We start from the raw sequence: 22,555 nt of genomic DNA on the forward strand, positions 1-22,555 counted from the left end.
GTCAGCGGAAGGCGTCGCTGCCGGTGAACGCCTGCCCGAGGACAAGCTGGTGCATCTCGGGCGTGCCCTCGTAGGTGAGCACCGACTCCAGGTTGACCATGTGCCGGATGACGGGGTACTCCAGCGATATCCCGTTGCCGCCCAGGATGGTTCGAGCGGTCCGGCAGATCTTGATGGCCTCCCGGGTGTTGTTCAGCTTGCCGAAGCTGACCTGCTCGGGACGCAGCCCGACGCCGTCCTTGAGGCGGCCCAGGTGCAGCGACAGCAGCTGGCCCTTGTGCAGCTCGACCGCCATGTCGACGAGTTTCGCCTGGGTCAACTGGAATCCGGCGATCGGGCGCCCGAACTGGGTGCGCTGCGTGGCGTAGTCGAGCGCGGCCTGCCAGGCCGACCGCGCCGCACCCATCGAGCCCCAGATGATGCCGTAGCGCGCCTCGGACAGGCAGGACAGCGGCCCCCGCAGGCCGTTGGCCTCGGGCAGCATCGCGTCGGCGGGCAGCCGCACGTCGTCGAGCACCAGCTCGCTGGTGATCGAGGCCCGCAGCGACAGCTTGTGGTGAATGGTGTTGGCGGTGAATCCCGGTGTCCTGGTGGGCACTAGGAAGCCCCGAATCCCCTCGTCGGTGGCGGCCCACACGACCGCGACGTGGGCGACCGAGCCGTTGGTGATCCACAGCTTGCGGCCGTTCAGCACCCAATCCGAACCGTCGCGCCGGGCGCGGGTCTTCATCGCGGCGGGATCGGACCCCACGTCGGGTTCGGTCAGCCCGAAACAGCCCAGCAGTTCGCCGGTGGCCATGCCGGGCAGCCACTCCTGCTTCTGCTCCTCGGACCCGAAGCTCCAGATCGCGAACATGGCCAGCGACCCCTGCACCGAGACCATCGACCGCAGGCCGGAGTCGGCGGCCTCCAGCTCCACGCAGGCCAGGCCGTAGTGCACGGCGGACGCCCCGCCGCACCCGTAGCCCTCCAGGTGCATGCCCAGCAGGCCGAGCTGGCCGAAGCCTTTGGCGAGTTCGCGCACCGGCAGGTCGCCGATCTCGAACCACTCCGCGACGTAGGGAAGGACATGCTCGGCGCAGAACTGGCGGACGGTGTCGCGGACCGCGAGCTCGTCGCTGGACAGTGAGGCGTCCAGGCCCAGGGGGTCATACCGGTCGAAGGCGGGAGGTTTCTGCGCGCTCATAAGTCTCAGCCTGCCATCGTCAGGCCGCCGCTGACGCTGATCACCTGCCCGGTGATGAACGACGCGGCCGGCGAGGCGAAGAACAGCACGGGCGCGGCGACCTCCTCGGGCCGGGCCAGGCGGCGGAACGGGATGGCCTTGACCAGCGCCTCTTTCAACTTCTCGGGTTGGGCGTGGAACAGCGGCGTGTCGGTCGGGCCGGGGCACACGCAGTTGACCGTGATCTGGTGGCGGGCCATCTCCCGGGCCAGCGACTTGGTCAGCGCGATCACCCCGCCCTTGGCGCCGGCGTAGATGGATTCCCCGGCGCTGCCGACGCGGCCCGCGTCACTGGCCACGTTGACCACGCGCCCGCCGCCGTGCGTCTCGATCAATCCCGGCAGGAACGCGGCGCAGACGTGCACCGGCCCCAGGTAGTTGATCGCCACCACCTTGGCCGCGAATTCCGGTGTGGCGTTGAGGAATTGGTCGGTGCGATCCCAGCCGGCGGCGTTGACGACGATGTCGGGCACGCCGGCTTCGGCGTGCGTCGCGTCCCGCAGGGCGCCGACCCGGGCCGGGTCGGCGACGTCCACCGGCAGGGCGGTGATCAGCTGGGGGTGTTCCTTGGCGGTCGCCGCCGCCGCGGCCTCGTCCAGGTCGGCGGCGATTACCCGGTCGCTTTGCGCGGCGAAGCCCAGCGCTATCGCCCTGCCGATGCCCGACCCGGCGCCGGTCACCACCGCGAGGCGGCCCCTTGAATGTGCGTTCATTGCCGACGAACTTAGGTTCACCGCGGCGGCAGGGTCAAGGACAGCCCCGCCCGCCCGGGTAGTCTCGCGGCATGCGGCGGGTGGTGTGGCTGGGCCTGGACGTCATCGGAGTGCTGGTGTTTTGCGCCGCCGGGCGGCGCAGCCACGACGAGGGACTCAACATCGCCGGCGTCGCCGCGACGGCGTGGCCGTTCCTCACCGGAACCGTCGTGGGGTGGCTGGCATCCCGCGCCTGGCGGCGTCCCACCGCGGTGGTGCCGACCGGGGTGGTCGTCTGGCTGTGCACCGTGGTCGTCGGCATGGTGTTGCGCAAGGCCAGTTCCGCCGGCGTGGCGGCCAGTTTCGTGGTGGTGGCGGCGTCGGTCACCGCGTTGTTGTTGCTCGGCTGGCGAGCGGCCGCCGGGCTGATGCTTCGGCGCCGGTCCGGCGTGTAGGACCATGGCGGCGACCGTGGGCGTGCCGGTGACCGCGGCATTGGGCGCCGTCGCGCGGGCCGTCGCCACCAACAAGGGGCAGCTGAACGACCCGTTCGCCGACCCGTTGGTGCGCGCGGCGGGGGTCAACCACTTCGTCCGTGTGCTCGACGACGATCGGTTCGCCGCCGAGGACACCGCCGGCCCGCGGTTCCTGGACATCTGCGCGGCGTACACCCGGTTCGTCGACGAGTTCGTCGCCGATGCCGGAAGGGCGGGTCTTCGCCAAGTGGTGATCCTGGTATCGGGTCTGGACGCCCGGCCGTACCGGCTGTGGTGGCCGCGGGGGACAACCGTTTACGAGATCGACCGGCCCGAGGTGCTCGACTTCAAAGCCGGGGTGCTGGGGGGCCTGGGTGCCGAACTCGCCGCGAGCCGGCGGGCGGTCGGTGTGGGCCTGCATCAGGATTGGCCGGCCGCGCTGCGGCGGGTCGGGTTCGACGCGACCGTGCCCACGGTGTGGGTCGCAGAGCAGTTGCTGATCGGGTACCTGACGCCCGGCGTTCAGGACCGCTTGCTGCACGGGATCACCGCGCTGAGCGCCGCGGGCAGCCGGTTGGCCGCCGACCACATGCCGACCTGGACCCCGTTGCAGCTGGAGGCGGAGCGGTCGTTTGTCGAAGGCTGGCGCCAACACGGCCTGGATGTCGACCTGGCCAGCCTGACCCATGCGGGCCAATACCATTACGTCCCGGAGTATTTGGCGGCCCACGGCTGGCAGACGGTGCGGCGCAACGTCACCGACCTGCTTGCCGCCATGGGGCTGCCAGGCAGGCGGCGCCGCCCCAGCGGTAGCGAGTTCGTCCCGGAATACCTCACTGCGACGCGGGTTTAAAGGTTTGATGTCCCAGTCAGTCCCCGGCGAAGAGCTCCGGTTCGTGTCGGCCACCCACAACGACCCGCTGGCGCAGCCGCTGCTGGCCGAACTGGCCGACGAGTACGCGCAGCGCTACGGCGGCACGCCGAGCACGCACCTGTCCTGGCTGCCCGTGCCGGAGGCCGAGTTGGCCGCGCCGGACGGCGGGCTGCTGATCGGTGTGCTGGACGGCGTGCCCGTCACCGGCGGCGCGTTTTGCCGTTACGACGCGCAGACCGCCGAGCTCAAACGGATCTGGACCGACCGCGCCTATCGGCGCCGCGGCTACGCGCGGGTCCTGCTCGCGGCCTTGGAGGCCGAGACCGCCGCGCGCGGGTACCGAAGGCTCTACCTGATCACCGGCAACCGGCAACCCGAGGCCGAGGCGCTGTACGACGCGACCGGGTACATCCGGGTGCCGGCCGACCCGCTGCCGTCCTGGGGGCCGTTCGTCCCGATCGCCTTCGAGAAATGGCTGGCATGACCGGTGATGCCGCCGGTCGGGTCGACGCGGCACATCGGGCTGATTCCGGTGGCCACGGTCACCCACGCCGAGCCCGTTAATAGTCTCCAAATCCATTGCGAGCCTCGACTTTCCCGTCACACGGCCGGGCTTGCTGGCAGCCGCGGGTGAGCACCGCCGCGCGCGAGGCGGCCCTGTTCGGCCGCCGCGACGTCTCCGGGACCCCCTTTGACGAGGCCGTCGAGTACGTCGAGGTGGTGCGCCGGTTGTGGGACAGCTGAGAGCACGACACGATCATCACGCGACGTGACCACCGGGCGACGAAGAATCCCACGGCGCAAAACTTCTCGTCGCCACCAGCGGTTCTACGCAGTTGTTTGCGGGCCGCCCCCTGTCGAGCAAGGCGAGAACGGGGAAAGCGGGGCGTAGGTCACGTCCGATCAAGGCCCTTCGGCTCTAGGCGACCCGACCTGGAGCTGGGGATTCTTGCCAAAAGACTAGATTGGAGACCGACCCGTGCGGTATATCGGTGACTTGCACGAGCGGGCACGCACGCCCTTGCTGCTCACCGCATTGCGGGACATACAGTGGCGACGGCGACGCTTCATCATCGCGGCCGTTGGCACCGGGATGGTATTCGCGATGACGCTCATCCTCACCGGGCTGACGCTCGGGTTCCGGGTCGAGGCCCAACGTGTGGTCGACTCGATCGGGGTTGACACCTACCTCATCAAGACGGGTGCAGTAGGTCCGTTCATGGGTTCATCGAGATTCCCGGAGGCCGAAACGCAGGCGGTCGTCCGGCTCCCGGGCTTCGAATCGGCGATCCCAGTCGTCTACGGCAACACGATCCTGCAAGATCGGCGCTCGCCGGAAAACCTGAACGTCTACGGTCTGCCCGAGCATGGGCTGGGGATGCCCCCCATCGCGGCGGGGCGAGCACCGTCGAATCCCGATGAGGTTGCCATGTCGAACACGCTGGGGCGTTCCATTGGCGACGACGTCGAGGTGGGCTCGCAGGTGCTGCGGATCGTGGGGCTGGTCGACAAGTCGACCACGCTCGCCGGCCAACCCAACGCGTTTCTGACCGTCGCGGGAGCTCAGCGATTGATGTTTTCCGGGCAGCCGGTGATTTCCGCTATCGGCCTGCGCGGCAAGCCCACGCAGATACCGGATGGCTTCCGTCTCGTGGACCGCCGGGCTGCGGTGGATGACATGGTGCGCCCGCTGCACGGGGCTCGCCTGGCCCTGTCGTATCTGACGATTCTGCTGTGGGCGGTGGCGGCACAGATCGTGGGATCGCTGATCTATCTCTCCGCGTTGGAGCGGACCCGCGACTTCGCGGTGTTCAAAGCCCTCGGTGTCGCCACTGGATCGGTGCTCGCCGGGCTCATCCTGCAGGCGGTGCTCGTCGCGTCGGTTGCGGCGATGCTTGGCGGCCTGCTGGCGGTGCTGCTCGGCCCGCTGTTTCCGATGCTCGTGGTGGTGACCGCCCCTGCCTTCCTGTCGTTGGTGGCGACCGCGGTGGTCATCGGGCTGTTGGCGAGCTTGGCGGGGTTGCGGCACGCGGTAGCGGTCGACCCGGTGCTGGCGTTCGGGGGTTCGTAGTCATGGGGGATCTGCGCATCAATGATCTCGTCGTCGAGTACTCGATCGGTGGGGAGGCGCTCCGAGTCATCGACGGTCTGAATCTGGAGGTACCGGCCGGGTCCCTAGTGATCGTGTTGGGCCCCAGCGGGTGCGGAAAGACCACATTGCTGTCGTGTATCGGTGGCATCCTCAGTCCCACCGCCGGACGCATCCAGGTCGGTGACATCGACGTCACAACGCTGGACCGCCGCAGGTTGACCACTTACCGGCGCCAAACCGTGGGTTTCGTCTTTCAATCCTTCAACCTGGTGCCGAGCCTCACCGCATTGGAGAACGTGGCGGTGCCGCTGTGGGCGGCCGGCTGGTCGCGGCGCGCGGCGCGCGAACGCGGCGAGGAACTGCTGACCCGCTTCGGGCTGCAGGATCGCATGACACATCGGCCCGGTGACCTCAGCGGCGGTCAGCGTGAACGGGTGGCGGTGGCCCGCGCGATCGCCTTGGACCCATCGCTGATCTTGGCCGACGAACCCACGGCGCACCTGGACCAAGCCCAGGTGCAAGCGGTGCTGCGGCTGCTCCGCGAGTTGGCCAGCGGTGATCGCATCGTCGTGGTCGCCACTCACGACACACGGATCTTGCCGTTCGCCGACCACGTGGTCAGGCTGCTGCCAGATGTCACCGCCATCGACTCCGAGCCCCAAACCGTGAGCCTGGCACGCGGTTCGGTGCTGTTCGAGCAGGGCAGCATGGGGGACTTGATATATGTCGTCGCCGACGGGGAACTAGAGGTCGTGCGCGAATCGGCGGACGGGGCCGAGGAACTGGTCAAGATTGCCACCCGCGGCGAGCATGTCGGCGAGCTCGGGCCGTTGTTCCGCATGGCCCGCTCGGCAACGGTGCGCGCCCGCACCGAAGCGATCGTAACCGGCTATACCGTCGAGGCATTCCGCAACCTGCTCCAGACCCACACCGAGGGCCGCGTCATCGAACGCCCCAAAAGCGGCGTAGAGCAAGGAAATACCGACACCAACCGCCGACCTGACGAAGCAACGCTGATGGCGGGCGGGCGTAAATCGAGTGGCCGCCCCAAGGCCGATAGGGGGAGCGCGGTGAGCGCCGCCGACAAAAACAATGCCGAGCGCGCGGAATATGGCGTCGAATCAGGTTGGAAAATGTCAGATTACGCGCCACTTACCGCGCCGACGCTGGTTGGGCAATTGCAGCAGCGAGCCGCACGCTATCGGGACAAGCTTGCGTTCACCTTCTCTCGCGACGGCGAGGAAAAAGAAGTCAGCCGGCTGAGCTATCAGCAACTGGATGCCCACGCGCAGCAGATCGCCTCGAACCTACAGCGACTGGGCGCAGCCGGCGAGCGTGTCCTGGTCCTGTGCCAGCCGGGCCTTGACTTTGTCGCCGCCTTGTTCGGGTGCCTTTACGCCGGAGCCGTCGCCGTACCGATGCATCCGCCGGTACGCGATCATCTGGTCCCGCGCGTCGAGGCGATCATCACCGACGCGCAACCGGGCTTCGCTCTGTCCACCACCGAGACGCAGGCGAGAATCAAGGTCACGGTGGACGGGCTGGTCAAGGGGCGTCCGTTGCGCTGGGCCCTCACCGACACGGCGGGCGACGACCGGCCGTGGGTTCCACCGGACATCGACGCCGGCACGGTCGCCATGGTGCAGTACACCTCGGGCTCCACGGCCACACCGAAAGGCGTTGTGCTGTCGCACGGTAACCTGGTCCACAACCTGGAAACCATCCGGCGGACGTGGAAGTCGGGATTCGACACCAACGCCCATGGTGTGTTCTGGCTGCCGCCCTACCACGACATGGGTCTCATCGGCGGCATCCTCGAGACGCTCTACGTCGGGGGTACCTCCGCCCTCATGCCGCCGGGCGCGTTCATCAAGCGCCCAATGCGGTGGCTGGAAGCGATGTCCCGGCATCACGCCGTGATTACCGCCGCACCCAACTTCTCCTACGACCTGTGCGTCGAACTCAGCACCCCCGAAGAGCGTGCGGCGCTCGATCTTTCCAACTGGTCTATCGCCATGTGCGGTGCGGAGCCGGTACGTCCCGCGACCCTGCAGGGTTTCGCCGAGGCGTTCGCCCCGGCCGGTTTTCGGCCGGAGGCGTTTTATCCGGTGTATGGACTGGCCGAGGCCACGCTGCTGGTTTCCGGCGGGTCGGAAGCCCCAGTACCGGTGGTTCGCCACGTAGATCGCGTCGCACTACGGGAACGCCGGGTCGCGGAGGTCGCGCCGGAAAATCCGAGCGCGGCAGCGTTGGTCGGTTGCGGTCGGCCGCAAGGTGGCCAGCAGGTCGTGATCGTCGACCCGGAGACCCGGCGGCCGTGCGGGGCTGACGAGGTGGGCGAGGTCTGGGTCGCCGGGCCGAGCGTTGCACAGGGCTACTGGCAAAAGCCCGAACAGACCGAAGCGGCATTCGCGGCGCATCTCGCGGACACCGGGGACGGCCCGTTCTTCCGTACCGGTGACCTGGGGTTCTTGAGTTCCGGGGAGTTGTTCGTCACGGGACGCCGCAAGGATCTGATCATCATCCGCGGCAACAATCATTACCCCGAGGACATCGAGCTGACCGTGCAGGCCTGCCACGCCGCACTGATGCGCGGCCGGGGTGCGGTCTTCTCGGTCCCCGGACCGGATTTCGCCGAGCAGCTCGTCGTCGTGCAGGAGGTGAACCACCAACAGCTCGGCGAAGCCGAACTCAACGAGATCGTGGGCGCAATCCGGACCGCGATCACCGAGCACCACGAGATCCAGGCCGGAGCCGTTGTTTTGGTGGAGCCGTTGAAGATTCCCACCACGTCCAGCGGAAAGGTTCGGCGGTCCGCCTGTCGGGAGCAGTTCCTCGACGGTGAACTCGAGACGATCGTTGAATGGCGCGCACCGCTGGCCGACGCCCGTCCCGAGGCTGCCCCGTCGGAACACCGCGGGCGCAGCGCCGCGGAGATCGCGGACTGGTTGGTCTCCCAACTGTCCGGTGAATTCGGCGTCCCGGCAACGGATATCGACCCGTCCCGTCCGTTCGCCTACTACGGCCTGGACTCCGTCCGCGCCACCCGGCTGATCGCCGCACTGGAATCCTGGCTCGGACGCGAACTTTCGCCCACGCTCGCCTACGAATACCCGACGATCAACCTTCTTTCGCGTCATCTGGCCGAGGAGACTGCCGGCACCGACCGCACTCCCGCACCGGCGGCGGTCGGCGTCGGCGCGTGCGCCGCCGACGAGCCGATCGCCATCATCGGCATCGGCTGCCGTTTTCCGGGCGCCGACGGGCCGGCGGCCTTCTGGCAGCTGCTGGCGGACGGCGTCGACGCGATCAGCGAGATACCGCCGGATCGCTGGGACGCCGATGCCTTCTACGACGCAGATCCGTCGGCGCCGGGTACCTCGGTCACCCGACGGGCCGGTTTCGTGCCCGGAATCGACAAGTTCGACTTCGCGTTCTTCGGCATCTCGCCGAGGGAGTCCGCGCAGATGGATCCCCAGCAGCGGCTGGTCCTCGAAGTGGCTTGGGAGGCACTGGAAGACGCCGGGCAGGTGCCGGAGCGGCTTGCCGGTAGCGACACCGGCGTCTTCGTCGGCATCTCCACCACCGACTACGCGAACCTGCGGGCCGGCCAGCTAGAGCTCGTCGACGCTTACACGGGGACCGGAAACGCGTTGAGCATCGCGGCCAACCGGCTCTCGTACTTCTACGACTTCCACGGACCGAGCATGGCGATCGACACCGCCTGCTCGTCGTCGTTGGTCGCCGTGCACCTGGCCTGCCGCAGCCTCCGCGACGGGGAGTGCTCGTTGGCCCTGGCCGGCGGCGTCAACGTCATCCTGTCCCCGGCGCTCATGATCAACTTCACCAAGGCCCGGCTGATGGCGCCAGACGGTCGTTCCAAGACTTTCGACGCCGGGGCGGACGGCTACGTGCGGGGTGAAGGCGCCGGGATGGTCGTCCTCAAACCACTCAGTCGCGCACTGGCCGACAACGACCCGATCTATGCGGTGATCCGCGGCACCGCGATCAACCAGGACGGCCGGACGAACGGGCTGATCGCACCCAGCCGGCAATCGCAGGAAGCCGTGCTGGCCGCGGCATACCGCCGTGCCGGTCTTTCCCCCGGCACCGCCCAGTACGTTGAAGCGCACGGCACCGGAACGTTCCTCGGCGACGCGATCGAGGCCAATGCGCTGGGCACGGTGCTGGGGGAGGGCCGTCCGCCGGGGAGCCCGTGCATGATCGGCTCGGTCAAGACGAACATCGGCCACTTGGAGGCGGCCGCCGGAGTGGCGGGGCTCATCAAGGTGGCGCTGGCGTTGCAGCACAAGGCGATTCCGCCCAGCCTCAACTTCGTCGAGCCAAACCCCGAGATCCCCTTTGACAGCCTGCCGGTGCGGGTGGCGCAAACCCTCACCCCGTGGCCGGAAAACGGCGGAAGGGCGGTCGCCAGTGTCAGCTCGTTCGGCATGGGCGGCACCAACGCGCACGCCGTGCTTACGGAGGCCCCGCAGGTGCGGTCCGCCGTGCCGGCGCCCGGCGCGGCACCGGATCGAGCGGAGTTGCTGCCGCTTTCGGCGCGCTCGCCCGAGGCGCTGGCGGCACTGGCCGACAGGTACGAGTCGGCGCTGGCATCCGGGGTGGGGCTGGCCGACCTGTGTTACACGGCCGGCGCCCGCCGCGGCCATCTCGAGCATCGGTTGGCGGTGGTCGCCGACTCCCCCGCAGCGATGTCGGAATCCCTGGCCGCCTACCGGAACGGACAGTCGCGGCCCGGGATATCCGCGGGACAGTGCCGCCCCGGTGAGCGATCCGACGTGGTGTTCGTCTTCCCCGGCCAAGGCTCGCAGTGGGTGGGCATGGGTCAGCGACTGCAGGCCCAGGAGCCGGTGTTCCGCGAAGCCCTGGCCGCGTGCGACCGCGCGCTAAAGCCTTGTCTGGGAAGCTCGGTGCTCGAGGCGCTGGCCGAGGACACCGAACTCACCGACATCGGCCTGATCCAACCGGCGATCTTCGCCGTCCAGGTGGCGCTGGCCGCACTGTGGCGGTCGTGGGGGGTCGAGCCCACCGCGGTGGTGGGGCACAGCATGGGTGAAGTTGCGGCGGCGCACGTCGCCGGTGCGCTGAGCCTCGACGACGCCGCACGGGTGATCTGCACCCGGGCCCTGATGCTTCGCACGGTGCGTGGCCGCGGAACGATGATGGCGGCGGAGCTGAGCCTGGTCGAAGCGCAGGAGCTGATCGCCGGCCGGGAGGGCGAGGTAGCGATCGCCGCCAGCAACAGCCACCGATCGACGGTGTTGTCCGGGGATCAAACGGTTTTGGCGGAGCTGATGGAGGTGTTGCAGCAACGCGACCGGTTCTGCCGGTGGGTCGACGTCGATGTGGCCGCCCACAGTCCGCAGATGGACGCATTGGTTCCCGCTTTGCGCGCCGGCCTAGCCGGACTGCGGGCCACCGCACCGGCGATACCCATCTACTCCACGGTGACCGGTGACCTGCTGACCGACCGCTTGTCCGACGCCGACTATTGGGCGGAGAACCTGCGCTCGTCGGTGCACTTCTCGCCCGCACTGCGCGGGCTGCTGGAGGGCGGGCATGACACGGTTGTGGAGATCAGCCCGCACCCGGTCTTGCTGACCTCTATCCGCGAGGACGCCGATGACATGCGGCGGAGTTGTACGTCGCTGCCGTCGATGCGGCGTGACGACGGGGGACGAGCGACCGCGCTGGCGTCGCTCGGCACCCTCTACACCCTTGGTCAGCCAGTTGCCTGGGAGCAGCTGTACCCCTCGGGCAGCCACTTCGTAGCCGCACCGACCTATCCGTGGCAGCGTGTCCATTCCTGGATGGACGGCGGCACGACGATTACCGCGGCGTCCGGCACCAGCGCCGACCTGCTCCAACAGGCCCCCGGTGACACGACGGAGAAGGCGGGTCTGCGCGACTGGATGTACCAGCTGCGGTGGCAGCCCGCATCCCTGTCGGGGCGGGACGGGTCGAGCCGGCCGGTCGAAGCCGGAAGCTGGCTTGTGTTGAGCGATGGCGGGGTCGTCGCGGACACCCTGCGGGACCACCTCGAATCGCATTCTCAAACATGCGTGTTGGTCGAGCCGGGCCTGGATCATCAAGACTTCGAGCGTCTCACACCGGACAGTTACCGTCTTGACCCGACGCAGCCCGACCACTTTCGGCGGCTGCTCGAAGACGCGTTCACCGACGAGCGGCCACCGTGCCGTGGGGTCGTGCACCTGTGGGACCTGCTGGCCGCACCGCCGGCCGACACGTCGCCGGAGTCGCTGGAGTCGGCCACCACCCTTGGCCCGGTGAGCGTGCTGCATCTCGTGCAAGCGCTGGCGCGGGCGGGTTGGTCGGCCCCGCCGCGGCTGTGGCTGGTGACCGGCGGAGCGCAGGTGACGGGGACCCCAGAAACCGGAACCGAACCCGTGTCGATCGCCCAGGCTCCGGTGTGGGGGATGGCCCGCACCATCGAGCATGAACACCCGGAACTGCGCTGCACCTGTGTCGACCTGTCCGCCGGTGGCGGGCCGGAAGAGGTCGGGGCGCTGTTCCAGGAGGTGTGGGTGGATGCCCGCGACGGTGACGTGGCACTGCGGGGCAGCCGCCGCTATGTCGAGCGGCTGAACCACTACGACGCGCCGGAACCCACCGAGACCGCGGCTTTCACGGAAGAAGCCACCTATCTCATCACCGGTGGGCTAGGCGCGCTCGGACTCGTGGTGGCCAACTGGATGGCTGAGCACGGTGCCCGGCATCTGGTCGTGGTGGGGCGCGGCGACGCCTCGGCATCGGCGCAGGAGACGCTGGACGCGCTGCGAGCGGCCGGCACCGAGGTGATCGTCGCGCAGGGCGACGTCGCCAAAGCCGACCAGGTTGCGGCCGTCCTCGAGTCGATCGGCGAGTCGATGCCGCCGCTACGCGGGGTGGTGCATGCGGCCGGGATCGCCGACGACGCCATCCTGCAATGCCTCGACGAGCAAAAACTCCGCAAGGTCATGGCGCCCAAGGTTCAGGGCGCCTGGAACCTGCACGCGCTGACTTCAGACGCGGAACTGGACTTCTTCGTGCTGTTTTCGTCGGCCGCGTCCCTGCTGGGCCCGCCCGGGGCAGCGAACTACGCGGCGGCGAACGCTTTCCTGGATGCGTTGGCGTGGCACCGCCGTGCCGAAGGCCGGCCGGCGTTGAGCGTCAACTGGGGGCCATGGGCTGAGCTCGGCTTCTTCACCCGGTCTGAGTTGCAAAGCTACTTCGCCCAATACGGCGTCGAGGCTATGTCGGCGGCTGACAGTCTCCGGGCACTGGCGTCCTTGCTGGCGAGGTCGGTGACGCAGGCCGTGGTCTTGGACATCGACTGGGCGCGCTGGCAGCCCGACGTGCAGCCGCCGCTGCTTGCGGAGCTTGGCGTTGCGAGCTCGGGCGACAAGCCGCGAGCCGGGGCCGCGACCGCGCCGGGAATTGCTCTCTACGACGAGCTGCAGGGGGCGACGCCGGAGGAGCGCCAACGGCTGCTCGAGTCGTACCTGTGCGAGCTCGCTGCCGGCAAACTCGGTCTGGCCCCATCGAACCTGGACATCCAGGCGCCGCTGGGCACCCTCGGCGTCGACTCGCTCATCACGTTGGAGCTGCGGATGCAGGTCGAACGCGACCTCGGCGTCGTCGTGCCGGTCACCCGGCTGCTGGAGGGGCCGAGCGTGGCCAGCCTCGCCGAATGGCTTCGCGACCACCTGCCTTCGGTAGCGGCCGGCATGCCCGCGACGCAACCCAACGGGGGGCCGCCGCGGAAGGCCGCCGCGAAGAAGGCCGCCGCGAAGAAAACGGCCACGAAGAAAACGGCCGGTGCGCCGTCACGCGGGATCGACCTGCTCACCCGCGTGCCTGATCTTTCGGACAAGGCCGTGGAAGAAATGCTCCAGAAGGTCCTGGCCGAAAGAGGAGCCGATAAGGGGGGGCGAGCGACAGCTTGCCGGAAAAGAAGGCAGCGATGACCGATCAGTCCGTCGACATCTCTGGGCTGTCTCCCGAGAAGAAACGCGCGCTGCTGTCCCAGCTGCTCATGGAGGAAGCGGAGGAGGCGGCCTCGGTGTATCCGATGTCGTACGGGCAGCGATCCATGTGGTTCATCCACAAACTCGCACCGGCCAGCACCGCCTACACCGTCACGTATGCCGGGCGGATCCGCGGTGAGCTCGACGTGCCGGCGCTCGAACGCGCTGCCCAGGCCCTCGTCGACCGGCATCCGATGCTGCGGACCACGTACGGCGAGCGCGACGGGCAGCCGGTCCAGCTCGTCCATCCGCACTGGCCGGTGCGGATCGCCCGCCACCACCTCGGCCCGGGCGATCCCGAGCTCGACGAGTGGATCCGCCGGGAGACCGATCGTCCTTTCGACCTGTACACCGGTCCGGTATTGCGGCTGACGCTGCTAGAGCGCACACCCGAGGAACATGTACTCCTTTTGGGTCTGCATCACATCGCCGTCGACTTCTGGTCCATCGACGTCATTCTCGACGAGCTGCGCCTGCTGTACGCCGCCGAGCACGGTGCGGCCCCGCCTGCGCCGCCCGCGGAAAGCTTCGTCGAGTACGCCGACCAGCAGACCCGGATGCTCGCAGGTGCGGAAGGCGAGGACCTCTGGGCCTACTGGCGTGAGCAGTTGGCCGGCGACCTGCCGCTGCTTCAATTGCCCACCGACCGGCCGCGACCGGCCGTCCAGACCTACCCGGGCACCGTGCACCGCTTCACCGTCGACGAGACGGTGACGGACGGGATCAAGCAGCTGGGCCGGAGCGTGGGGGCGACGCCTTACATGACACTGCTGGCGGCCTACGCGACGTTGCTGCACCGCTACAGCGGCCAGGGCGACCTGGTGGTCGGCTCACCTTTCGCGTGCCGTGACCGGGTCGCGCTGGAGGGTCTGGTCGGCTACCTCACCAATCCGGTCGCGCTGCGCGCTGACCTGCACGACGATCCGACGTTCACGGACTTGCTCGGCCGCGTCAAAGAAACCGTGCAGGGCGCCCTCGCACACCAGGACTATCCCTTCGCGCTACTCGTTGAGCGGCTTCGGCCGGTGCGCGACCCCGGCCGCACGCCACTGTTCCAGGTCTCGTTCGCCTGGGAACAAACGCGTCGCTTCTCCGACGGGACGGGCCCGGAAAGCGGGGGGCTGCGGCTGGAAACCCTCCACGTCGGGCAGGGCGGCGCACCGTTCGATCTGATGATGGAGATAGGCGAACACGACGGGAAGTTGTCCGGTGTGCTGCAGTACAACACCGACCTCTTCGACGCCGCCACGATCGAGCGGATGGCCGGGCACTTCGCCACCCTCCTCGGCGGTATCGTCGCCGATCCCGGCCGGCGGGTCTCGCAGCTGCCGTTGCTTACCGAGGAGGAGCGCCGTCAGCGGGCCGCCTGGAACCAGACCGAGGTCGTCTATGACGGCCCGGCCTGCCTGCACGAGATGGTCGAAGCCACAGTCGCACGCGTCCCGGACGCCGTCGCGGTGATGTGTGATGACCGCGAGCTGACCTATGCGGAACTCGACCGGCGGGCCAACGGTCTGGCGCGCCGGCTGCAGCAGCTTGGCGTAGGTCCCGAGATCGTCGTGCCCGTCCTGCTGGACCGCTCCGAGGACCTGGTGGTGGCGCTGCTCGGCGTGCTCAAGGCGGGCGGCGCGTTCATGCCGCTCGACTCGGCGCAGCCCGCGCAGCGCATGGCCACGATGCTGGACGACGTACCGGACGCGCCGGTCTGCGTCACCCACCAGGACCAGCTGGCCCACCTGCCGCCCGGCTTCACCGGCCACCGGCTCTGCCTGGACGTTCCGTCCGCACCGTCGGGCGACGACGCCACCGCCGCTTCCATCGCCGAGACGGTCGCCCCTACAAGGTCGGCAAACCTCGCGTACGTCATTCACACGTCCGGTTCTACCGGCAAGCCGAAGGGAACGCTCAACACCCACGCCGGGATCCGTAACCGGCTGCTGTGGATGCAAGACGCCTACCGGCTGACCGCCGACGACCGGGTGCTGCACAAGACCCCGGTGAGCTTCGATCCGTCCGTCTGGGAGCTTTTCTGGCCGCTGATCGTCGGCGCCCGGCTGGTCATCGCAAAACCCGAGGGCCACAAGGACGCCGCATACCTGGTTCGGACCATCGTCGAGCAGGCCGTCACCACAATGCATTTCGTCCCGTCGATGATGCGCCGCTTCCTCGCCGAGCCCGGCGCGGCCGCGTGCACCGCGCTGCGCCAGGTGTTCTGCAGCGGCGAGGCACTGCCGTATGACTTGCGGGACCGCTTCCTGGCCACGCTGGACGCCGAGCTCTACAACCTCTACGGTCCCACCGAGGCCGCGATCGACGTCACCGGATTCCATTGCCAGCGCGGCGAATCCGGCACACTGGTGCCGATCGGGCGACCGATCGCCAACATCCGCGCGCACATTCTGGACGCGCACCTCCAACCGGTGCCGGTGGGTGTGCCCGGCGAGCTGTTCATCGGCGGTGTCGGGCTGGGGCGCGGGTACCTCGGCCGGCCCGATCTGACGGCCAGCATCTTTGTCGCCGATCCGTTCGGCGGTGATCCCGCGGACCCCGGCCAGCGGCTCTACCGTACCGGCGACCTGACCAGATATCTGCCCGACGGCAACATCGACTACCTGGGACGCATCGACTTCCAGGTCAAGATCCACGGCTTCCGGATTGAGCCGGGCGAGGTGGAGGCCGCGCTGTCGCAGCATCCCGCGGTGGCCGAGAACGCGGTGGTGATCAGAACCGACAGCCGCGGAAACCCCATCCTTGTCGCGTATGTGGTGCCGGCCGGCGGCGCCGCGCCGACGACAGCCGAGCTGCGCCGCTTCCTGATTGAGCTGCTTCCCGCCGCCATGGTGCCCGCAGTCTTCGAGGTGAGGGACGCGCTGCCGCTCACGTCGAGCGGGAAGGTGGACCGCAAGGCCTTGATGGCAGTCGACAGCGCATCGGTGCCGCAGGAGCCGGCATTCGTCGCTCCGCGCACCCGCACCGAACAGGTCCTGGCCGAAATCTGGTGTGCCGTAATGGGTCTGGAGCGGGTCGGCGTCAACGACGACTTCTTCGCTCTCGGTGGTGCCTCGACCCAGAGCCTGGAGGTCGCCGTGCGGGCGAACGCGGCCGGCCTGCCGTTGCGGCCGGAGTCGATGTTCGTGTACGGCACGATCGCCGAGCTCGCGGCCGAGTACGGTCCGATCGCCGGCGAGGGAACGAATCACCGCGAAAGCCCCGCCGAGGTGGGCGTCACTGCACCCGCCCCCGAGAAACCCGTGCAAGCCACAACCCAGGAAAAGCGAAACACGGTGATCGAAAGCATCGGCGTGTACTTGCCGGCGCGGACGGTGTCGACGAAGACGGTTATGGCCGAGTGCGCCAACGAGATTCGCCTACCGCTGGAACGCCTGACCGGCATCAAGAACAGACGGGTGGTCGGCGAGGACGAGTTCTCGATCGACATTGCCAGGAAGGCGGCGGACGACTGTCTGTCCCGGTCGAGCTATCGGCGCGAGGAGATCGACCTGGTCATCGCCTGCAACATCTCCCGCCGCGACGGCCTCGGGCACAGGTTCACCCTCGAGCCCAGCACCGCCTCGCGGCTGCGCGATCAATGCGGCTTTGCCAACGCGCTGGCCTTCGACATCAGCAACGCCTGTGCCGGGATGTTCACCGGCATCACCGTGGCGGACGCATTCCTGCAGACCGGACTGGTTCGGAACGCCCTGGTGGTCAGCGGCGAATACATCAGCCACCTCACCGAGACCGCGCAAAAGGAAATCGAGGGGCCGATGGACCCGCGGCTCGCCTGCCTGACCCTCGGTGACGCCGGCGCGGCGGTGATTCTGGAACGCGGGCCCAATGGCCGCGTCGGCTTCCACGACATCGATATCGCCACCTTCAGCCGCTATTGCAAGCTGTGCATCGCAAAGGCGACGGAGGGCCCGCACGGCGGCGCCATCATGTTCACCGACTCCGTCACGCAGACCGCGATCGCGGTCAAGCATGCGGTGCCCTACGTCGCTGCGGTTATGCAGCGGCACGGGTGGCGGCCGGAGACCTGTGACCACCTGCTGATGCACCAGACGTCGGAGGCGTCGCTCAACGATGCGGTCGTCGCCATCAACCAACTGTTCGGACCAGGCGCGGCCAACCGGGACAACACCATCTACAACGTGGCGGAGCGGGGGAACACCGCCAGCACGACACACTTCGTCGCGCTGTACGACTACATCCTCAGCAACCGGATCAAGTCGGGAGACAACGTGGTCTTTTCCATCACCGGCTCCGGACAGACCATCGGCGCCGCCCTGTATACCTTCGACGACCTGCCTGACCGGATGCGCCGAGGCGCCAGCGGCCAGCACAGCCACGGCATTCGGACCGACGGTTACCGCAAAGAGGTACCGGCGACGCCCCGGGTGCGCATCGACAGCGTAGGGATCGCTCCCGTTGGGCAATCGAGCGCTCCGAGCTCGATACAGTTGGCGGTGCAAGCGGCGGCGGCGTGCCTGGACGGAAGCAGCCTTGATCGGGCGGCGGTCGATCTGATCATCCATGCCGGCATCTACCGCGACGACTTTCTCAGCGAACCGGCAGTTGCCTCGCTCGTCGCCGGCGAACTGGGAATCAACGGCGAGGTACAGTCCCCGGACGGGCCTAAGACCCTCGCCTTCGACGTCCTCAACGGCGCGGTCGGCTTCCTCAACGCCTGCCACGTCGCCGCGGGAATGATCGGGGCGGGAAAGGCCGAACATGCGATGGTGGTGGCCTCGGAGGCAGAAAGCAACTCTCGCGAGAGCGGCTATCCGTTGAACGGCATCAGCCAGACAGGCTCGGCCATCCTGCTCAGCCGAAGCGACGGTACGGAAGGCTTCGGCCGATTCATCTTCCAGCAGCACCCGGAGCACAGCGGGGCGCTCGCCACCTACACTCAGCAGCGCGATGGGCGGTGCCGGCTGCAGATCGAACGCGACCCCAACCTCGCCGCCGTTTACCTGAGCTGCATCCCGTCGGCCGCCAAGGAACTGTTGACGCTGGAGGGACTAGACCCCTCCGACATCGCGGTCGTGCTCTCGCCGCAGCTTTCGACGGCAGAGCTGGACGAACTGGCCGCCCAGATCGGCATCCCGAGAGCACGATTCGTCGAGTTCGGCTCCGATGACGAACCGGACACCGACCTGTTCACCTCGTCCCTGCCGTACGGGATGGATTACGCCCGGCGGCATATGCTGGCACGGCCGGGCGACATTGCGCTGATACTGACGGTCGGCTCGGGTGTCACCGTCGGCTGCACCACTTACCGGTTCTGATGACACGAACGATCGACGCGGTTCCCGAATTCACCGGCGACGTAGTCCATCCCGACGGCGCCGACTATGACTTGGCGCGGCTGGTCTTCAACGGCCTGATCGACAAGCGGCCGGCTGTTGTGCTGCGCTGCCGCTCCCGCGCGGACATCGTCGCCGCCGTCCGCTACGCCGTCGGCGCCGGAGCCGAGATCGCGGTGCGCTGCAGCGGACACAGCGTCGCAGGACACTCGTCGACCGATGGCGGCATCCTCATCGACCTCTCCCTCATGCGCCGCGTGCTCGTTGACCCCGAGTACCGAATCGCAGTCGTCGAGCCAGGCGCGACCTGGCGCGACATCGACGAGGTCACCGCCCGTCATGGTCTGGCCTGCCCCGGCGGGGTGGTGTCATCGACGGGCGTGGGCGGGTTCACGCTCGGCGGCGGCGTCGGCTGGTTGTCCCGGACATACGGGTTGACCTGCGACAACTTGACCGCCGCGGAGCTCGTGCTCGCCAACGGGGAAGTGCTGTACGTCAGCGAGTCGCAGAACCCGGAAATCTTGTGGGGACTGCGCGGTGGCGGCGGCAACTTCGGGGTGGTGGCACACTTCGTGCTCGACCTGCATCCGGTCGATCACATCATCGGGGGCGTGCGAGCCTACGACGACGCCGACGCCGAGGCCGTGCTCGAACACTTCCGCGCCCAGATGGACAACGCCGAGGACCACCTCGCGTCCCTCGTCGACTTCGGCACCGATGAGAGTTCGGGACGCCGCATGGCCGCGATCCTCGGCTGCTCGACGGGATCCGAAGAAGTCGGTCAGGCCGCGATCGGTGCGCTGCTGCGGGTCCGCGGGCTGACTACGAAACCGGTGATGTCACTGCAACGCGAAATCGTCTATCGCACTTGGCAACAGGTCCTCGACCACACGTCCCCGTATGGCCGGCTGAACTATTGGAAGTCACTCTTCCTGACGGAGCTGTCCGATGAAGCAATCAGGCGTATCGCGCTGCTCGGGTCGACTCGCCCCACACCGCAAACACATCTGCACCTGATCCGGCTCGGCGGCTTTCCCAGCCGTGTTCCGCCGGAGGCGACCGCCTTTTCGGCCCGCACCCATCCCTACATCGTCCATCTGATCACCACGTGGACCGACCCCGCTGACACCGAACGATGTAAGTCATGGACCGATGAGGCGTACGAAGCTTTGCGTCCCCTCGGTCCGGCAAGCACGTACCTCAACTTCGTCGGCGATGAAGGGCAGGCGCGCATCCGGGCCAGCTTCGGCGACGTCACCTATCGGCGCCTCGCCACGCTGAAGGCTCGCCTCGACCCGGACAACCGCTTCGCCCTCAATCAAAACATCGAGCCCGCGACGGATACGTGAACGCGGACGGCTCAAGATCGGATCATGCCTCGAGCGCGAAACCACGTGACCGCGTTGCGGATTGCAGGCTCAATGGGGGCGACTACATAGCCCAGTTCTCGCACCGCCTTGTCGCTGCGGTACCGGTAGCGGTCGCTGAACGCGTATCCGACGGACATCGAGTTCACGGCTATTTCCCGGTCGGTGACGAACTCAAGAAGGTCGCCGGCCTTACCCGCGATCCATGCGACCGGATACGGCAAGCCCCTACGAGGCGGGTCGACCCCGACCACCCGCGCCGCTCGCTCGATGTAGTCGCGGTACGTCAGCTCTTGGCCGCCCAGGATGTAGCGTTCGCCGCGTTTCCCGTGCAGCCAGGCGGCGATCATTCCGCGCGCCACCTCGCGCACGTCGGCGAAGTTGTTGTATCCCGGTGTCCAGTAAGGAATCCTGCGGTTGGCGATCTCGACGATGAGACGGCCGGAACTGGGTCTGGCGTCGCGCGGGCCGACCAGGTATGTGGGGTTGACGATGACCGCATCCAACTTGTCGCAGGCCCGCTGCACGAGGATTTCACCACGCCGTTTGGTGACTGGGTAGGCCCCTGCCAGCCCGGCTTTATCCCACCCCCATGGGGTCTGCTCGTCGGCGGGTGTGCTGTCGGGTGTGGGTCCGATCGTGTTTGCGGTCGAGGTGTGCACGACCCGCGATGTACCGGCGGCAATCGCGGCCTCGACGACAGCTCGCGTCGCGTCAACATTGACGGCCGAGATCGCCGGGGTGTTCTTCCTCCTAGTGGAAACGCATGCAGCGCAATGGAACACCACGTCGGCCCCGGCAAACACGTCGCGCAGCTCAGCGACCGAACCGAGGTCGGCGTGCACCCACGCGATCGGGAGGTCGGCCACCGAACTGGTGTCGGTGCTCGGGCGCCGTGTCGCGGTCACGGTGTGCCCCTGCGCGATCAATTCGGCGGCCAGGTTGCCGCCCAGCAGCCCGCTTGCCCCGGTTACCACGGCATGCATCGCGGGTCGCCCTAGGCCGGTTCCGAATAGCCCACGGTCGGTGGCCGGTGGTGGGCCCACGGGCGCACCGATTCCAGTTGTGCGGCAAGCGAAATGAGTGTGGAAGCATCGTGAGGCCGACCCACCAGATGGACCGCTTCGGGTAGGCCCCCGGGCGAGACCCCGGTTGGAATCGATATGGCCGGTTGCCCGGTGTAGTTCTGCGGCGGGGTGAACGGCATGAACGCCAATACCCGCACCATGGCGCGGGTTGGCCCCAGCCCCTCGAGGTGTCCAACAGGCACCGGTGGCTTGGCCAGCACCGGCGTCATCAGCAAGTCGCAATCGGCGATGGGCCGCAGCCCGCGCTCGCTCATCCGCTCCCGGGCGGCCAGCGCGCGGTGCGCCAGCCAGTCGGGAATCAGCCGGGCGGTCCGCCCCTCGGCCCGAATCCGCCGTTCCAGTAGCTCAGGTGTAGGCAGCCGCCCGATTTCATCGGCGAGACCATGCATCATCAGCGCGAACACGGAGAGGATCGCGGCCGGGGGATAGAGCGGGTCACGCTCGACGACCTCGTGACCGAGCGAGCGCAACAACTCGGCGGTTTCCAACACCGGCCGGCGCACCTCGTCGCTGATCGGCACGGGAACCACCGGCTTGAACGACATGGCGATGCGCAGACGGCGCGGTGCGCGCGATACCGCGTCCATTAACGATGGCGCCTGCGTTTGCGAGCTGATCTCGTCGTTGGGCTCCGCACCGGCCATCGCGTCGTGCAGCAGCGCCGCATCGGCGACGCTGCGGGCCAGCGTTCCGACGTGATGCAAACCGTGGAATCGGTACGCCCGCTCGGGTGATTGCCTGGTGCTGATCCACCCGCGCTGGCCTTTGAGTCCCACCAGGCCGCAGCACGCGGCCGGGATGCGAACCGACCCGCCCCCATCGGTGCCCAGCGCCCCGGGCACCATGCCGGCTGCCACCGCGGCCGCCGAACCACCGCTGGAACCTCCCGCCGTCCGGGACGGATCCCACGGATTGCGCGTCACGCCCCAGGTGGGCGACTCGCACATAGGGACGGCACCGAACTCGGGCAGGTGCGTCTTGCCGATGATCACCGCCCCGGCCGCCCGAAGGCGGCGCACCGCGGCGCTGTCGGTGCTGACCGGGCCCGTATCGATCCCGGTGCCGCACATCGACGAAACCCCCGCCACATCGGTGTCGTCCTTGACCGCGATCGGCACGCCCGCCAGTGGCAGCACCTCGCCGGCGGCCAGTCGGCGTTCGACTTGCGCTGCCGCTGTCATCGCCTGGTCGGCCAGCACAACGCGAAATGCGTTCAACAGCGGGTCCAGTCGGGCGATCCGCTCCAGGTGGAGCGCCACCAGCGCTCGGGGCGAAATCCGACGATCGCGCACCAACTGCGCCTGCAGCGCCACCCCGGCAAAGGCCAGGCCGCCCTGATCGTCAACCGTGGTCATTCGTGCCCTTCCGCGCCCGACCCTGAAAACGA

Annotated in this window: 11 protein-coding genes and 1 pseudogene; 8 read left to right on the top strand and 4 right to left on the bottom strand. The window is 68.1% G+C overall.

Annotated elements, in window-relative coordinates; genetic code table 11:
• Position 1: 1 nt before the first annotated feature.
• Positions 2-1,186, bottom strand: coding sequence for an acyl-CoA dehydrogenase family protein (locus KXD96_RS06095; RefSeq protein ID WP_260743592.1), 1,185 nt, complete (start codon positions 1,184-1,186; stop codon positions 2-4).
• 5 nt (positions 1,187-1,191) lie between these two features.
• A complete protein-coding gene (locus tag KXD96_RS06100; RefSeq protein WP_260743593.1) occupies positions 1,192-1,938 on the bottom strand; it encodes an SDR family NAD(P)-dependent oxidoreductase in 747 nt (248 codons plus the stop codon).
• A gap of 71 nt (positions 1,939-2,009) precedes the next feature.
• On the opposite strand from KXD96_RS06100, the gene KXD96_RS06105 reads away from it, so the two are divergent.
• The 8 genes and pseudogenes from KXD96_RS06105 to KXD96_RS06140 all read left to right on the top strand — a co-directional run bounded on the left by KXD96_RS06105 (position 2,010) and on the right by KXD96_RS06140 (position 20,062).
• Positions 2,010-2,372 (top strand): DUF3054 domain-containing protein, encoded by a 363-nt coding sequence (locus KXD96_RS06105; protein WP_260743596.1) that lies wholly within the window; start codon positions 2,010-2,012, stop codon positions 2,370-2,372.
• 4 nt (positions 2,373-2,376) lie between these two features.
• Entirely contained in the window at positions 2,377-3,246 is an 870-nt protein-coding gene (locus KXD96_RS06110) for a class I SAM-dependent methyltransferase (RefSeq protein ID WP_260743598.1), read from the top strand.
• 7 nt (positions 3,247-3,253) lie between these two features.
• Positions 3,254-3,751, top strand: a complete 498-nt coding sequence (locus KXD96_RS06115) for a GNAT family N-acetyltransferase (protein WP_260743601.1) — start codon at positions 3,254-3,256, stop codon at positions 3,749-3,751.
• A gap of 24 nt (positions 3,752-3,775) precedes the next feature.
• Positions 3,776-4,008 (top strand): annotated as a pseudogene (locus KXD96_RS06120) (FMNH2-dependent monooxygenase); the annotation flags it as partial.
• 280 nt (positions 4,009-4,288) lie between these two features.
• The gene (locus tag KXD96_RS06125) at positions 4,289-5,338 is read left to right on the top strand and encodes an ABC transporter permease (RefSeq protein ID WP_260745243.1); all 1,050 of its coding nucleotides are present in this window, start codon (positions 4,289-4,291) and stop codon (positions 5,336-5,338) included.
• A 2-nt stretch (positions 5,339-5,340) separates the two neighbouring features.
• Positions 5,341-13,347 (top strand): type I polyketide synthase, encoded by an 8,007-nt coding sequence (locus KXD96_RS06130; protein WP_260743602.1) that lies wholly within the window; start codon positions 5,341-5,343, stop codon positions 13,345-13,347.
• The gene (locus tag KXD96_RS06135; RefSeq protein WP_260743604.1) at positions 13,344-18,695 is read left to right on the top strand and encodes a non-ribosomal peptide synthetase; all 5,352 of its coding nucleotides are present in this window, start codon (positions 13,344-13,346) and stop codon (positions 18,693-18,695) included. The genes KXD96_RS06130 and KXD96_RS06135 overlap by 4 nt, the downstream gene beginning before the upstream one ends.
• Positions 18,695-20,062: an FAD-binding oxidoreductase gene (locus KXD96_RS06140; RefSeq protein ID WP_260743606.1), complete on the top strand. Its 1,368-nt coding sequence runs from the start codon at positions 18,695-18,697 to the stop codon at positions 20,060-20,062. Before KXD96_RS06135 ends, KXD96_RS06140 begins: the two co-directional genes overlap by 1 nt.
• 11 nt (positions 20,063-20,073) lie before the next feature.
• Here the strand turns inward: KXD96_RS06140 and KXD96_RS06145 are convergent, their stop codons facing one another.
• Positions 20,074-21,066: an NAD-dependent epimerase/dehydratase family protein gene (locus tag KXD96_RS06145; RefSeq protein ID WP_260743609.1), complete on the bottom strand. Its 993-nt coding sequence runs from the start codon at positions 21,064-21,066 to the stop codon at positions 20,074-20,076.
• Positions 21,067-21,077: 11 nt separating this feature from the next.
• On the bottom strand, positions 21,078-22,523 hold the full coding sequence (locus KXD96_RS06150) for an amidase family protein (RefSeq protein WP_260743611.1): 1,446 nt from the start codon (positions 22,521-22,523) through the stop codon (positions 21,078-21,080).
• Positions 22,524-22,555 lie beyond the last annotated feature (32 nt).

Source organism: Mycobacterium sp. SMC-2, from assembly GCF_025263485.1.
Taxonomy (GTDB): Bacteria; Actinomycetota; Actinomycetes; order Mycobacteriales; family Mycobacteriaceae; genus Mycobacterium.